Annotated in this window: 14 protein-coding genes and 1 tRNA gene; 3 read left to right on the forward strand and 12 right to left on the reverse strand. The window is 44.1% G+C overall.

The features are described 5' to 3' along the window. Window positions 1–81: 81 nt before the first annotated feature. The 7 genes from ychF to parE form a co-directional block, all read right to left on the reverse strand. Window positions 82–1173 carry a redox-regulated ATPase YchF gene (gene ychF, locus N746_RS0108490; RefSeq protein ID WP_029935759.1) on the reverse strand — a complete coding sequence of 364 codons (1092 nt, stop codon included), beginning with the start codon at window positions 1171–1173 and terminating at the stop codon, window positions 82–84. Between the two features lie 20 nt (window positions 1174–1193). Further along, window positions 1194–1772 (reverse strand): aminoacyl-tRNA hydrolase, encoded by a 579-nt coding sequence (gene pth, locus N746_RS0108495; RefSeq protein ID WP_029935760.1) that lies wholly within the window; start codon window positions 1770–1772, stop codon window positions 1194–1196. 42 nt (window positions 1773–1814) lie between these two features. Beyond that, the gene (locus N746_RS0108500) at window positions 1815–2402 is read right to left on the reverse strand and encodes a 50S ribosomal protein L25/general stress protein Ctc (RefSeq protein WP_029935762.1); all 588 of its coding nucleotides are present in this window, start codon (window positions 2400–2402) and stop codon (window positions 1815–1817) included. 182 nt (window positions 2403–2584) lie between these two features. After that, window positions 2585–3544 (reverse strand): ribose-phosphate pyrophosphokinase, encoded by a 960-nt coding sequence (locus N746_RS0108510; RefSeq protein WP_029935763.1) that lies wholly within the window; start codon window positions 3542–3544, stop codon window positions 2585–2587. 51 nt (window positions 3545–3595) lie between these two features. Next, window positions 3596–3670 (reverse strand) — tRNA-Gln (locus tag N746_RS0108515). 207 nt (window positions 3671–3877) lie between these two features. After that, window positions 3878–5599 (reverse strand): tetratricopeptide repeat protein, encoded by a 1722-nt coding sequence (locus N746_RS0108520; RefSeq protein WP_051678596.1) that lies wholly within the window; start codon window positions 5597–5599, stop codon window positions 3878–3880. Beyond that, window positions 5599–7485 carry a DNA topoisomerase IV subunit B gene (gene parE / locus N746_RS0108525; RefSeq protein ID WP_029935766.1) on the reverse strand — a complete coding sequence of 629 codons (1887 nt, stop codon included), beginning with the start codon at window positions 7483–7485 and terminating at the stop codon, window positions 5599–5601. Before parE ends, N746_RS0108520 begins: the two co-directional genes overlap by 1 nt. Window positions 7486–7718: 233 nt before the next feature. Here parE and pdxH point away from each other — a divergent pair, with 233 nt between their 5' ends. From pdxH to N746_RS0108540, 3 genes are all read left to right on the forward strand, one after another. After that, on the forward strand, window positions 7719–8372 hold the full coding sequence (gene pdxH, locus N746_RS0108530; RefSeq protein WP_029935767.1) for a pyridoxamine 5'-phosphate oxidase: 654 nt from the start codon (window positions 7719–7721) through the stop codon (window positions 8370–8372). 5 nt (window positions 8373–8377) lie between these two features. Further along, window positions 8378–9064 carry a uracil-DNA glycosylase gene (ung, locus tag N746_RS0108535; protein ID WP_029935769.1) on the forward strand — a complete coding sequence of 229 codons (687 nt, stop codon included), beginning with the start codon at window positions 8378–8380 and terminating at the stop codon, window positions 9062–9064. A gap of 109 nt (window positions 9065–9173) precedes the next feature. After that, a complete protein-coding gene (locus N746_RS0108540) occupies window positions 9174–10928 on the forward strand; it encodes a methyl-accepting chemotaxis protein (RefSeq protein WP_051678597.1) in 1755 nt (584 codons plus the stop codon). A 13-nt stretch (window positions 10929–10941) separates the two neighbouring features. On the opposite strand, the gene N746_RS10710 is transcribed toward N746_RS0108540, so the two are convergent. The 5 genes from N746_RS10710 to gmhB are packed head-to-tail and all read right to left on the reverse strand — an operon-like array spanning window position 10942 to window position 14477. Then, window positions 10942–11616: an OmpA/MotB family protein gene (locus N746_RS10710; RefSeq protein WP_029935772.1), complete on the reverse strand. Its 675-nt coding sequence runs from the start codon at window positions 11614–11616 to the stop codon at window positions 10942–10944. Beyond that, on the reverse strand, window positions 11613–12356 hold the full coding sequence (locus N746_RS0108550) for an OmpA/MotB family protein (protein WP_051678598.1): 744 nt from the start codon (window positions 12354–12356) through the stop codon (window positions 11613–11615). Before N746_RS0108550 ends, N746_RS10710 begins: the two co-directional genes overlap by 4 nt. Window positions 12357–12378: 22 nt before the next feature. Beyond that, window positions 12379–13203, reverse strand: coding sequence for a motility protein A (locus N746_RS0108555; RefSeq protein WP_029935775.1), 825 nt, complete (start codon window positions 13201–13203; stop codon window positions 12379–12381). Window positions 13204–13212: 9 nt separating this feature from the next. Next, window positions 13213–13932 carry a lysophospholipid acyltransferase family protein gene (locus tag N746_RS0108560; protein WP_245603375.1) on the reverse strand — a complete coding sequence of 240 codons (720 nt, stop codon included), beginning with the start codon at window positions 13930–13932 and terminating at the stop codon, window positions 13213–13215. A 5-nt stretch (window positions 13933–13937) separates the two neighbouring features. After that, entirely contained in the window at window positions 13938–14477 is a 540-nt protein-coding gene (gene gmhB / locus N746_RS0108565) for a D-glycero-beta-D-manno-heptose 1,7-bisphosphate 7-phosphatase (protein WP_029935778.1), read from the reverse strand. Window positions 14478–14505: the final 28 nt, after the last annotated feature.

The raw sequence follows: 14505 nt of genomic DNA on the forward strand, positions 1-14505 counted from the left end.
ATTATAAGGAAGTTTCAGATTTTGTCAAAACTTTTATGCGGGTGACGAGCGTTTGCTTGCCACCAGGCCTGGTGATCTTGGTTATACGTTAAAACGGAAGTGCATAACATCGCCATCTTGCACGATATATTCTTTGCCTTCTAGGCGTAACTTGCCGGCTTCTTTTGCACCTTGTTCACCGTTGTATTTGACAAAGTCTTCATAAGCGGTCACTTCGGCACGAATAAAACCTTTTTCGAAATCGGTATGGATCACACCAGCCGCCTGAGGTGCGGTTGCGCCAACTTTAACCGTCCAGGCGCGTACCTCCTTCACACCGGCGGTAAAGTAGGTCTGCAGGCCTAATAGGCTGTAACCTGCGCGAATTACGCGGTTCAAACCAGGTTCGTCTAAGCCCATGCCTTGCAAGAAGTCCATTTTGTCTTCGTCATCCAGCTCGGCAATTTCAGATTCAATCGCAGCGCATACCGGCACCACTACCGCACCTTGCTCTTCGGCTATCTTGCGCACTGCGTCTAAATAAGGGTTGTTTTCGAATCCGTCTTCATTCACGTTGGCAATGTACATCATGGGTTTGATGGTTAATAGGTGTAAATCATAAAGTTCGGCTTGCTCGTCTTTGGTTAAATCGACATTACGAACTAATTTACCTTCCGCGATTTCAGCCGATACTTTCTCCAACACAGCCAAACGTGCTACAGCCTCTTTGTTACCACTTTTGGCCACACGCTGGACTTTTTGAATCGCTTTATCAATCGACTCCATGTCGGCCAAGACTAATTCCGTATTGATGATATCGATATCCGATAACGGATCCACTTTGCCCGCAACGTGCACGATATCATCGTTTTCAAAACAACGTACCACTTGGGTGATGGCGTCGGTCTCACGAATGTTCGCTAGAAACTTGTTTCCTAAACCTTCACCTTTTGAAGCGCCTTCCACCAGGCCTGCAATATCGACAAATTCCATGGTTGCAGATAAAACACGCTCTGGCTTCACAATGTCGGCCAGCTTGTCTTGACGTGGATCTGGCACAGGTACGATGCCAACGTTAGGTTCGATAGTACAAAATGGGTAGTTAGCCGCATCAATACCTGCATTGGTTAAGGCATTAAATAATGTGGATTTACCCACGTTTGGTAAACCTACAATGCCGCATTTAATTCCCATCGAACACTCCTTAAAATTTGTTAACTGCGCGTATGAAGTTGATTCATCGCTTTGGCAAAATCACCCGCTAAAATATCGGGCAACACCCTTGAGGCATCATAGATAGCGTCATCTATTTTTTCGCGCTCAATTTTAGACGGGGATTTTAATACATAATTGACGACTTGATGTCGATCGCCAGGGTGATCAATTCCTAAACGTAAGCGATGGAACCCAGGGCCACCTAAGGCGGCTATTGTATCTCGCAGCCCGTTATGACCACCATGCCCACCCGCGGTTTTAAGTTTTGCGACGCCAACCGGTAAATCGAGCTCGTCATGCGCGACTAAAACTTGGTCAATAGATAGACGATAAAACTTAGCGAGGGCTTGAATAGACTGACCTGAACGGTTCATAAAGGTCATAGGCTTGAGCAACCAGGCCTGGTGACCATTTAAATCAATCTTGGCCACCTCACCTAGAAATTTGGTTTCTGGACGAAACACCACATTTTGTTGACGGGCTATTTCCTCCACAAACCAAAAACCAGCGTTATGTCGGGTCTGGTCATATTGTTCGCCCGGATTTCCCAGACCGACAATGAGTTGAACAGAGGACATAAACGCTGGTTCCTAGAGGTTAGGTTCGTGTGAACCGTTTAATTAACCTTTGATTCTAACTTTACCAATACCGACAACGGCTTGGTCGTAGTCTGTGTTGCCATGTAACAAGGCTACGACTTCAACACCTTTTGGCAATTGAAGGTCAGACAAACGTAGGTTAGCACCCGCTTCCATTCCAGATACATCGATTTCGATGGCTTTAGGAAGATTTTTAGCCGTACAACGAATTTCTACCGTCTTCTGGAAGAAAGTCATCAAGCCACCTAGCTTAACGCCTGGTGCTTTTGATGCGCCAGCAAACTTGATTGGCACACGCTTAGTCACACGAGTCTTATCGGTTACACGCTGTAAATCCAAGTGCATAACATCAGCACGCGCCGGATGTCTTTGCATGTCTTTGATGATGACCTTTTCTTTGCTGCCACCTTGTACATCAACCGTAAGCACGGTGTTATACACATCAATATTTTCCAAGGCTTTTTTTACAAACTTGCCTTCAAAGGTGACCGATACGGCGTCTTTTTCAGAACCATAAATAATGGCCGGTACTTTGCCCGCATGACGAAGGCGGCGGCTCGCACCTTTCCCCTCAGTCGAGCGGACTTCTGCTGTCCATACTTCACTCATAGTGATTACTCCGTTAACAGGGTTTCAACCCCAATTCAATAAGCCTTTAACCGCGACCAGATAAAGGAAAGCGTGCATTATACTGATTTCGCACCTATTTTCCAATCTAAATTAACAAACAAAAAAGCCGATAAGCACCAGGCCTGGTACTTATCGGCTTTTAAAACAAACTTAGTTAACGTTTAGATTTCAGGCATTAAAGCCGTAACCGACTCTTCGTTGTTCACACGGCGAATGGTTTCACCTAACATTGAGGCAATAGACACTTGACGAATTTTATCACAAGCCATCGCTTCAGCTGAGCGCGGAATCGTATCCGTCACAACTAACTCTTTCAAAGCCGACTTTCGAATATTTTCTACCGCCGGACCTGATAAAACTGCGTGAGTAGCATAAGCAGTTACACTTTTCGCACCGTTCTCGATCAAAGCCGCGGCGGCTTTACATAGAGTACCCGCGGTATCGACCATATCATCAACTACGATACAATCGCGACCTTTGACTTCACCGATCACATGCATAACTTGAGAAACATTGGCTTTAGGACGACGTTTGTCAATAATCGCTAGATCGGCATTTAAGGCTTTCGCCACTGCTCGAGCACGCACCACACCGCCAACATCAGGCGAAACCACGGTTACATTACTCACGTCCAACTCTTTCAGCATATCTTCAACCAAGACGGGCGAAGCGTAGATATTATCCACAGGAATATCAAAGAAACCTTGAATCTGATCAGAGTGCAAATCCACTGTAATAACACGGTCAGCACCCGCCAAGGTAATCATATCCGCCGCTAAACGTGCGGTAATTGGGACTCGTGCAGAATGAGGACGACGATCTTGGCGAGCAAAACCATAATACGGCACAACAGCCGTAATGCGTTTGGCTGAAGCTCGCTTAAGTGCGTCAATCATCACCAACATTTCCATCAGGTTGACAGCCGGTTCTGGCGTACAAGTCGGCTGCAAGACATATACGTCTCTACCACGGACAGATTCGGTAATCTCGACCATGATTTCGCCATCGCTAAACCGGCCGACATTTGCTTTACCCAAGGGTTGATCTAAATAGAGGGAGATGTTCTCTGCAAGAGTGACATTTGCATTTCCCGCAAATATCATGACATTTTTGTTAGCCATTAATGGCGGCTCCTGTCGAGGATAAACTGAATTTGGGGAATAAGGATGAGATGGCTGGGCCGGAAGGATTCGAACCTTCGCATGACGGGATCAAAACCCGCTGCCTTACCGCTTGGCTACGGCCCAAAAGATCTCTGTCGTAAGACAGGTGCGTATTATCCATTGATTAAGGAAAAGATCAAGTAAAAGTTGAGGTTTTTTTGAAATTTTATACGCTGAATCTTCATTCATTCTCACCTTGGTATAGAACTTAATCGAGTTGATAAATCCGATCGTCCTATTTAGGCTTCACTATACAATGAGGCCTGGCTAAGGACAAGCTTTCAAAATCAATCACTTAGTTTTTAGTTCTTGCATTAAATTCGGCAGCACCGGATTATCGGGGAATTGCTTATGATGTTTTTGCCATAAGTTTTGGGCCTGGTCGTATTTTTTTAGCGCCCACTTAATTTTGATCATGTGTATCAGCACTTCGTCATTTTGATTAAGCGACCAGGCTTGCTCTATGTATTTTTCAGCCTCCACGTAGCGTCGCTCTTTATAAGCTAACCAAGCTAAGCTGTCGATAATATGAAAGCTATTGGGGGCAAGCTCTAAAGCTTTGTTTAACAAGCGCTCCGCTTCACCCAATTGGCGATTTTGTTCTACATAATAAAAACCTAGTGCGTTTAACGCATCTGGCTCGTTTGGATGATCCTTTAGAATGCCTTTAATAATGTCTTCATATTCATCATACGCCCCCAGCTCATAGAGTGCCATGGCTAAAGAATAGCTCATAGTTAGCTGATCAACCGATAATTCTAAAGCTAACCGATATTGATCCGCCGCACTGGCCCATTCGCCAGACTGCCCATAAAAAATACCGCGGGCGCGCAATATTTTGACTTGCTCTTGATCATCCGCCGGTTGCAACTGATCCAAATATTGCAATACCGCATCAAGACCTTGCGTTTCAAACAATATTTGTGAAATGAGCAAGTTCGCATCCAGCTGATAATTAGGGTGCACGACACGCTCTAATTGTGAACGCGCTTGAGCATAATCACCTTGGCTTTTAGCGATTACACCGAGATAGTAATAACTGACATCTCTGTAACCTTCGACTTTTAATAGTTTTTCCAATTGTTTTTTTGCAACACCTAAATCCCCCTGCTCCAACTCCAGCAAGGCAAGTGAAAGCTTGGACGTATAAGCTTTGGGATTCGCCGCAACAATCCGACTATAACGCTGCTTGGCTTGACTATAAAGCGAAGCTTTGGCTTCTAAACGTGCATAACGTTCCTGCATCATCCAATCTTTTGAATGGGATTGAACGTAACTTTCTAACTTGGTTAACCCGCGCTGGATTAAATCGTTTTCTACATACAAGTTCGCCAACGCATAATAAACTTCCGCAGGTGCTTGGTGTCGTTCAATAACCGCTTCGAGCATATCAACGGCTAACTCTACGCGGCCATATTGATCAGCCGCATAACCGTAAGCGTAACCAGCCGCCCATTCTTGAGGGTAAAGTTCGTAAAGCGCTTTAAAGAAATCCAAACCGGTATCAGTCGGGGTGGATTGCACCACTTGGGCGGCGGCATTTTTTAGGTCATCTTCTAGGCTAAGCTCGGATCTTGTTCGATAAGATTGCCAATAATCTAATGCCTCCGTTAACTTGCCCTGTCTTAGTGACATGATGTAACCCACCCTCCAAGGAGTGGCATCTTCCGGGTTCATTTCACGCCACAAACGCGCGCTTTTATCAATACCTTCTGCGTAAAATGCACTCATTGCCAACTGAAAAGCGCGTTCAATTAGGACAGGGTCACGCGTATTTTCAGCCACTTCATAAATCAGGTTATATGCACTGAGTAAATCGCCTTTTTGTGCAAACATTTCCCCCATCATAATTTCAAACATCGTGGAGGGTTCAAGCTTGATTTTAGGTGTTTTATTGACGGAAGAGTTTGATGAAACGGCATGGTCTGCTGAGGTCGACTTGGTTTCCAATTGACTACAGCCAATTAGACCCAACACACAAGCGCCCAAAATTGCCCGGCTAATTACTATCACTAAACCACCTCAGCCAAATCGCCGTTCTGCTCTAGCCAAGCTTTACGATCTGGTGCACGTTTTTTAGCCAACATCATATCCATCATTGGATAAGCATGTTCGGCTTCAAGGGTTAATTGCACAAGACGACGGGTTTCCGGAGACATAGTGGTTTCTCTTAACTGAATTGGGTTCATTTCACCCAAGCCCTTAAAGCGTGTAACTTGTACTTTACCCGCTAGTTTCTCGGCCTGAATGCGATCCAATACCCCCTGACGCTCAGCCTCATCCAGCGCGTAAAATACATTTTTACCCACATCAATACGATACAAAGGCGGCATTGCGACATACACATGACCGTTCTCAACCAACGTTGGGAAGTGCCGTACAAATAGTGCACAAATAAGCGTTGCAATGTGTGCACCATCAGAATCAGCATCCGCCAAAATACAGATTTTGCCATAGCGTAAACTCGATAGGTCTTCTGACGCAGGATCGACACCAATCGCTACACTAATATCATGGACTTCTTGCGATGCTAAAATTTGATTAGAGTCCACTTCCCAGGTGTTTAAAATTTTACCTCTTAACGGCATAATCGCTTGAAAGCGCTTATTGCGGGCTTGCTTGGCCGAGCCACCAGCTGAATCACCCTCCACTAGAAACAATTCCGTTAAACTCAAATCCGTTTCGGTACAATCGGCCAACTTTCCTGGCAAGGCCGGACCAGATGTAATTTTCTTACGCGAGACTTGACGTGCTTTTTTATTACGAGCTTGAGCATTATTAATTGCCAATTCGGCAATTTTTTCAGCCACTTCAGTATGCTGATTAAGCCATAAGCTTAAAGCATCTTTAACGACACCAGAAATAAACGGTACGCATTCACGTGATGATAAACGTTCTTTTGTTTGGCCAGCAAACTGGGGATCACGCAACTTAGCAGACAGAACAAACGCGACATTTTGCCAAACATCATCCGGTGACAACTTAACACCACGTGGAATCAAATTACGAAACTCACAAAACTCACGCACTGCATCGGTGGTGCCTTGGCGTAAACCGTTTACGTGTGTGCCACCCTGTGGGGTTGGAATCAGGTTTACATAACTTTCGTTGAGCGCTTCATGCGGCTGTTCTAACCAAGCAATCGCCCAAGAAGCGGCTTCGTTTTCCGACGACTCCGTTCCTACAAAACCCTCTAACGGCAAACGCTCCAATCCTTCCAATGACTGGTTCAAATAGTCTCTTAAACCATCCTCGTAATACCAACTGGTTTGCTCCCCACTGACTTCATCTAAAAAGTTAACAGTTAAACCCGGACATAAAACCGCTTTGGCTCTTAATAAATGTTTGAGGCGGTTTAAAGCATATTTAGGTGTGTCAAAAAATGAAGCATCTGGCCAAAAACGCAATTTTGTACCACTATTTTTTTTTGCTACTTTACCGACGACCTTTAAAGGTTCAACCAATACACCATTTTCAAATGCAATCGCATGCTGCTCACCGTTACGTCTAATTTCAACTTCGACACGTTTAGACAGCGCATTTACAACCGATACACCTACGCCATGCAAACCGCCGGAAAACTGATAGGCTTTATTGGAAAACTTACCACCAGAGTGCAAGCGCGTTAAGATTACTTCAACGCCAGAAACACCTTCTTCTGGATGAATATCAACTGGCATGCCGCGGCCATTATCTTCCACACTGATCGAGCCATCTGCATAATGCGTTATATTGATTTCAGAAGCATGGCCAGCTAGGGCTTCATCGACACTGTTATCGATAACTTCTTGGGCTAAATGATTGGGGCGAGTGGTATCGGTATACATACCAGGGCGTTTACGGACAGGATCCAGTCCTGTTAAAACCTCAATTTCTGCCGAATTGTACGCTTGACTCACAAACTCTCCTTTAACTCAACCATCCACCAGGCCTGGTGATCCATTTATTCGTTTTTAAACAACCCATATTATTGGTGAGTCTCTACTTAAAGTAAAGCATTGTTAAAGCCTTACCCGTACAAAGCGTTTGAATAACGCATTTAAAAACCCTATTTTTTGCCTGAAAACCATAGAAATAAAATACGATGACGTTTATTATGACTATTTATATTGATAAATAAGAGACTGAATCCATGCCTAATCGCGACTATCACGACCATCGGTTAAACTACCAAATGGGTGAATTAAGTGACGATTTTTTAAACCACAACCCTTATGCGTTGTTTCAAGAATGGATGGATGAAGCGTTCGAAAATAAAGTCGCTGAACCTACCGCCATGACATTAGCCACAGTGGATGCCACTCAACAACCTCATGCGCGTGTAGTGCTTCTTAAAGCGTTTGATCGTGATGGCTTTGTGTTTTACACTCATTATGAAAGTGCGAAGGGACGTGAACTCATTACCTCTAAACGCGCCGCAATCAATTTTTTCTGGCCACAGCTAGAACGCCAGATTCGGATTGAAGGTTTGGTAGAAAAAATAAAACCAGAAGATTCGGACCGCTACTTTCACAGTCGCCCACTTGATAGTCAATTAAGTGCTTATATTTCTCGCCAAAGCCAAACAGTCGAAAATCGCCAAGTGCTGGAACAACGCCTGGAAAAAGCCAAAGCCGAATTTGCTGGTAAAACCGTGCCGCGCCCTCAAACCTGGGGTGGTTATCGCTTAGTCGCCAAACGTTTTGAGTTCTGGCAGGGTCGCCCCAACCGTTTACATGACCGTTTACAGTTCTCGATCCACCCGACCGATCCACAGGCCTGGTCATCTGTGAGACTGTCGCCATAAACTTTATGCCTAACATTCAACTTGATCCAAGTTGGTTAAAGTACTTGCAACCGGAGTTTGATAAAGCTTATATGCACAAACTTCGTGCTTTTCTGGTGGGCGAAAAGCAACTCGGCAAAACCATTCTACCAAAGTCGTCAGAATGGTTTAATGCGCTCAATAGCACGCCATTTGAGCAGGTTAAAGTGGTTATTCTTGGTCAAGATCCTTACCCCACGCCCGGCCATGCTCATGGCTTAAGTTTTTCCGTGTTGCCGGATGTTAAACCCTTACCTAAATCGCTGCTTAACATTAATAAGGAATTACTCAGCGATCTTAATATTGATAATTCAAGCTGCGGCTATTTAATGCCTTGGGCAAAACAAGGAGTTTTGTTGCTAAATGCGGTGTTAACGGTTGAAGCTAACCAGTCCAACTCGCACCAAAAACACGGCTGGGAAGTATTTACCGATGCTATTATTCATCAGCTTAACCAACACCGTTCCAACCTTGTGTTTATTTTATGGGGTGCTTATGCTCAAAAAAAAGGCGCCTTCATTGATGAAAGTCGACACCTAATTATTCGTAGCCCTCACCCCTCGCCTTTATCCGCCCACCGCGGTTTTTTTGGTAGCCGACCTTTTTCACAAACGAACACCTATCTTTTGCAACACAACCTAACCCCTATTAACTGGTCGCTTACCAAGGCGTAACCAGTTCTTTTTTCGACCATAATTCACCTAAGTGTAAACTCTATACTTCTTTACATACTGCTTTCGATAAGAGTATGATTGCAACAGTATTTTTTGGGGAAAAACCATTATGAAACAACCTGCTCACGCTTCGTTCTGGAGCCGTCTTAAAATAGCGAGTTTAATTCGTTTATTATTGATTTTAATGGTCTTTGCCGGTATTTTTTTCACCAGCGTATTTCTCTACTTAAAAAGTCAGTTACAGCAATTGGTTGATCAACAACTTATCAATGAACCCGACCTAGCGATTGATCCCACTCTTCAACATTTGTTAAACAGTCTAGATTTTTTCATTTTGGCTGTCCTGATTACAATGTCATTGTTTTTAGCCTTAATGGTCGCCACTCTGGTCGGTAAGATTGCACGACCGTTAGCCGCGATGCAAAAAGGCATCGAAGCCATTACGCACTCAAACGACTTTTCAAAACCTTTACCGGTCAGTTATCAAGATGAAATGGGCGCCGTGATTACCGCTTTTAATGGCTTAACTCAAAACCTAAAATCGGTATTTGATCAAACCAATACCAGCCTGTCGAAAGTAGCTAAAGGAGATTATAGTCAGCGCCTCAGCGTGAATGTAGGTGGCGATTTATTAGTATTCAAAAATTATGTAAATGATGCCATCTCAAGCCTAGAACGCACCATGCAATCACTCCAAACAATCGCGGGTGCGTTATCACAAGGTGAATTTGACCAGCGTATGGATCAGTCGGTAGAAGGCCAGTTACGCTTGGAAGTAGATGACGCCATGCAAAGCCTGGACGAGGTGGTTGAGCAAATTAACCAAGTTATGTCAGGTGTTTCTAAATGCCACTTAAGTGCCCGCATTGAAGTAGACGGTAAAGGCCAACTTGCCAAGTTAATCAATCACACAAACCAAGCTATGAATACACTTGAACAAGGCTTATCAGGTATTTTTGTGGCGATTGATGCTTTAGCAGAGGGCGATTTATCCCATCAAATCCAAGGCCAATTCAGTGGCGAAATGGAACGCTTAAAAACTCATTTAAACACCGCAATGACACAGCTTAACCAAGCCATGACTGGGGTTAAAAGTAGCACTCAAGCAATGGAAAATACGGTACACGATATTGTGTCTAGTAATCTATCTCTTGAGGAACGCACACGCCAGCAAGCCTTATCGGTTGAACACAGTGCACGAACACTAGAACAAATTACAATTTGTATCCAACAAGTGGCCGATCATGCTCGCCAAGCTAACCAATTAACCTTGCATGCCCGCGAACAAACCGAACAAGGTCGGAATGTTATGCAAGAATCCGTCGACAGCATGCATTCAATCCAGGACTCTAGCAAAAAAATAAACGACATTGTTAGCTTGATTGATAGCATTGCATTTCAAACTAATTTATTGGCGTTAAATGCATCAGTAGAGGCGGCAAGAGCGGGCGAACAAGGTCGCGGATTTGCGGTAGTCGCCAGTGAAGTACGACAACTAGCACAACGCTCGGCTGAAGCGTCTACCAATATTCGTCATTTGATAGAGCAAGTAGTACAACAGGTGAATCAAGGTGCGAATAAACTTGAGACCACTCAAGAAGCCTTCGAAGCCATTTTTCAAAGCATGCAAAGTGTGAATGATATAGTGAGCGAAATTGCAGTAAGCTCAGGAGAGCAAGCAGAAGGCATTGGACAAGTTAACCAATCGGTAAATCAATTGGACGAAGCGATTCAACAAAACGCGAGGATGGTACAGAACAATACCTCACTCGCGAATAATCTACAGAGTTTAGAGCAAAACTTACGCACCGAATCAGAACGCTTTACAACTGGCACACAACCTAGCTTAACGCATAAGCCATAAATTGAGGTGCTGATTATTTGCGGGTAAAGCCCGCATTAATCACGATATTGACACGTCGATTTTGGCCTTTCCCTTCTAGGGTTTCATTACTCGCCACTGGACGGTGTTCACCAAAACCAGCAACCGAAAAATAGTCGTTACGTAAGCCGGAGTTTCGATGTAACAACTGCATCACATTTTGCGCTCGCATGGTACTCAAAAACCAGTTATTTCGTAAAATTGAACCGTTTGGAATGGGGTCATTATCGGTATGCCCTTCTACCACCACCTCAACACGCCAATCCATACCATCTTGATCCGCCTCTTGAATAATACGTTGGCCTAGCTCAGTTTCATGCGCATTAAACACGGCAATGCCTGACAGCAAGGTAGACACTTGAGATAATTCTGCCGCCAAACCTGGTGACACTTCAAAGCCACCCCGCTCAAACGCTTCAGGATGTGAAATTGACAAAAAAATCCCCTGTGTATTGCGGTTGACATTAATGTATTGCAGATTATAGCTTTGCACCGCTTGGGACAAACTTAGATAACTTTGATCTAACTGATCATCTGTCCAGTTTTGAATGCGTGAGATTTCTGTATGATTGAGTGCCAACATCATAATAAAAAAAGTGATTAACAAGGTCACCACATCGGCGAAGGACAACAACCAGCCGTTGCGCGCTTTTAGAGAGGCCGCACTCACAGCTCAGGCTCCAAGATTGGAACCGGGTCAACCATTTGGGGTACCAGGTAGAGTTCGATGCGACGATTTTCGGCATCGTTTGGATTATTTGTAATTGGATGAAAACTGCCGTAACCAGCCATTGAATAAACACTCGGCTCTAAGTCAACACGAGCTTGCAAATATTGCATCAACTCGTAGGCACGGTGGGTACTAAGTTCGATATTGTCACGATAGCGTGCACCTGAGGCTAAAGGAATCGCATCCGTATGGCCTTCTACACTCATCGTAAAGGTTACCTCAAAACCCGCTTGCTCTATCATTTTGATCCAACGTTCATAGCGCTGATTAATGTGATCTAATTCCAACTCATCTAAAACACGTGAGAGTTCATTTAGATACGGAAAATAACGTGGATTAATATCGGCACGAGCCGGTTCAAATAAAGGGGCACTCTCAAACAGTTCAGGGTCAATCGTAATACGGATACCCTTTGAATAGGTATTTTCTACCTCCATCCAGGCCAAACTGTCACGGTGTTTGATTTCACGGACCTCATTATGCAGGCCAGTCATTATTTTTTGATAAGCACGTTTGGGCGGGATGGTTTCCATTTCTGAGATGGTCATAATCAACACAAAAAACGTTAACAACGCGGTAAACACGTCCGCAAAGGTCATCATCCATATGCGGTTACGTTTAAAAGAACTGATTTGAAGTTGTTCATGAGTAATCAGAGCAGAGTTAGGTTTTACCGACATCTCAGCCTCCTAAAGCTCATGACTAATGACGATTTTCAAGCCGTTCTTTAGTTTTCTCATTTACAAAACTGAGCATGCTTTCCATGACCAGCATCGGCGATTGTCCCAATTTCAAACCGACAACCCCACGGATAATAACTTCATTCTTGAGTGTTTCGGCTTCGGATAACACCTTTAACTTTCCGGCTATTGGAATATAAAAAAGATTTGCAAACAATACGCCATAAAAAGTAGTGACCAAGGCCAAACCCATGCCGGCTAACAACCCAGCCAACATATCTTCAGAGCCGCCTTCGTAAACATCGCCGCCAGCACCGCCAACGTGGGAAGTCATCATAATAATCAACCCCATCACGGTTCCCATCATACCGAAGGCGGGCGAATAAGATGCCATGTTATTAAATAACTCTTGGCATTGCATGTGCCGAAGCTGGGTGTTGTATTGACGGTTATTCACACTCGCGAGAAGTTGACTTTGATCTTGATAAACCATCATTTCAGTCAGCGAGAAACGCAGAAAATCATCGTCCACATTATCAATCTCACGCTCTAAGCTGAGCAATCCTTGTTTATGAGAAATGTGACTCAAACGTTCAACTTCATGAATGATATTATCAACCTTGCTAGGTTCCGACACCACCACCTTAACAAAACCACGAAACACACAGCCCAACATATTTAATGGGTAATTCACCAAGACAGCCGCCAGGGTTCCACCCAGTACCACCAACAAGCCTTGCCAGTTAAAAAACGAACCAATAATTTGACCACTATCTTTATCCACCATGCTTAACAGCACAATGATTAATCCAAATAACAAACCCAGAATAGTGGCTGACTTACTCATGATGAAACCTTATTTATCAGTTAAATGGGGTGTTTGATGGGATTGATACCAACTTCGTGCCGCTTGATTAATTTCTTCTACACTCATATTGGTTGTATCTAATGGCGGGCTGATATAAAGATCAATCACCCCCGCCGTTCGTATTAAGCTATTTTTAGGCCAAAACTGCCCAGCATTATGCGCAACCAAATAAACTGGCACGCCGGTTTCCTTAGCTAACATAGCCGCGCCCTTATTGATTTTTCCGGTAGTACCGCTTGGCACACGCGTGCCTTCGGGGAAAATTACCACCCAATCGTGCCGTTCTAATAATTGTGTACGCCCCTGGTCAATCAACTGCTTCAAAGCCTGTCTTCCGGCTTTACGATCAATCGCAATTGGCTTTAGCATCGCCATGGTCCAACCAAAAATAGGAATCTGTAGGATTTCTTTTTTCAAGACATAATTTTGACGTGGAAACACGCGCTGAATCGCGATAGTCTCCCAAGCGGATTCGTGATGCGACATAATAATACTGGGTGTGCTAGTATCAATATGTTCTTTTCCATGCACCCGATAAGTCAGACCACAGGTCACTTTTAACCACCAGAGCGTGAGTCCTGTCCAATTTTGCAAAAAAGCATAACGCACTCTAACCGGCGCTACCCATAAAAGCTGAGCTAGAATGCCAAAAACAAAAATCAAAAGCCCGCGCCCAATTTCAAACGCTAACGAACGTAATAACAACATGATTTTCAAGCTAACCACTCCTCAACGAATTCGTATAAGTTCGCATAAACAGGGACATTTTGCAAACATTTATCACCCGAGGCTAAACTACGTTCACCCTTACCGGTTCGAACTAAAAAAGGCTGTAAACCCAACATTTTGGCCGCCTGAATATCGGCTAAGCTATCACCTACCATCGGCATACCTTTTAAGGCACAGTCATAACGCAGCTCAATCGCGCGTAACATCCCGTCTAAAGGTTTACGACACACCGAACCGCAATCACTCAAATAAGGCGAATAATTCAACCAATCTACCCGACCACCATGTTCTTGCAGTAATTTTTGCATTTTCATATGCATTTGGCTTAGAGTGGCCCGATCATAATAACGGCGTTTAATGCCTGACTGATTGGTCGCTACTGCTACCGTCCAACCGGCTTTATTTAAACGCGCAATCGCTTCTAAACTGCCTGAGATAGGTTGCCACTCACCAGCCGATTTAATGAAGTTATCTGAATCTTCATTTATCACGCCATCCCGATCCAGCACAATAATTTTTGTCATGAGCGTCTGTTAGCTCCCATTATGTCTT

The sequence above is a fragment of the Thiomicrospira pelophila DSM 1534 genome, assembly GCF_000711195.1.
Classification (GTDB): Bacteria; Pseudomonadota; Gammaproteobacteria; order Thiomicrospirales; family Thiomicrospiraceae; genus Thiomicrospira; species Thiomicrospira pelophila.

Bases quoted from the DNA above. Each gene is read 5' to 3' on its own strand.
- ychF (WP_029935759.1), bottom strand. From the start codon at position 1,173: ATGGGAATTAAATGCGGCATTGTAGGTTTACCAAACGTGGGTAAATCC.
- pth (WP_029935760.1), bottom strand. From the start codon at position 1,772: ATGTCCTCTGTTCAACTCATTGTCGGTCTGGGAAATCCGGGCGAACAA.
- N746_RS0108500 (WP_029935762.1), bottom strand. From the start codon at position 2,402: ATGAGTGAAGTATGGACAGCAGAAGTCCGCTCGACTGAGGGGAAAGGT.
- N746_RS0108510 (WP_029935763.1), bottom strand. From the start codon at position 3,544: ATGGCTAACAAAAATGTCATGATATTTGCGGGAAATGCAAATGTCACT.
- pdxH (WP_029935767.1), top strand. From the start codon at position 7,719: ATGCCTAATCGCGACTATCACGACCATCGGTTAAACTACCAAATGGGT.
- ung (WP_029935769.1), top strand. From the start codon at position 8,378: ATGCCTAACATTCAACTTGATCCAAGTTGGTTAAAGTACTTGCAACCG.
- N746_RS0108540 (WP_051678597.1), top strand. From the start codon at position 9,174: ATGAAACAACCTGCTCACGCTTCGTTCTGGAGCCGTCTTAAAATAGCG.
- N746_RS0108550 (WP_051678598.1), bottom strand. From the start codon at position 12,356: ATGTCGGTAAAACCTAACTCTGCTCTGATTACTCATGAACAACTTCAA.
- N746_RS0108555 (WP_029935775.1), bottom strand. From the start codon at position 13,203: ATGAGTAAGTCAGCCACTATTCTGGGTTTGTTATTTGGATTAATCATT.
- N746_RS0108560 (WP_245603375.1), bottom strand. From the start codon at position 13,932: ATGTTGTTATTACGTTCGTTAGCGTTTGAAATTGGGCGCGGGCTTTTG.
- gmhB (WP_029935778.1), bottom strand. From the start codon at position 14,477: ATGACAAAAATTATTGTGCTGGATCGGGATGGCGTGATAAATGAAGAT.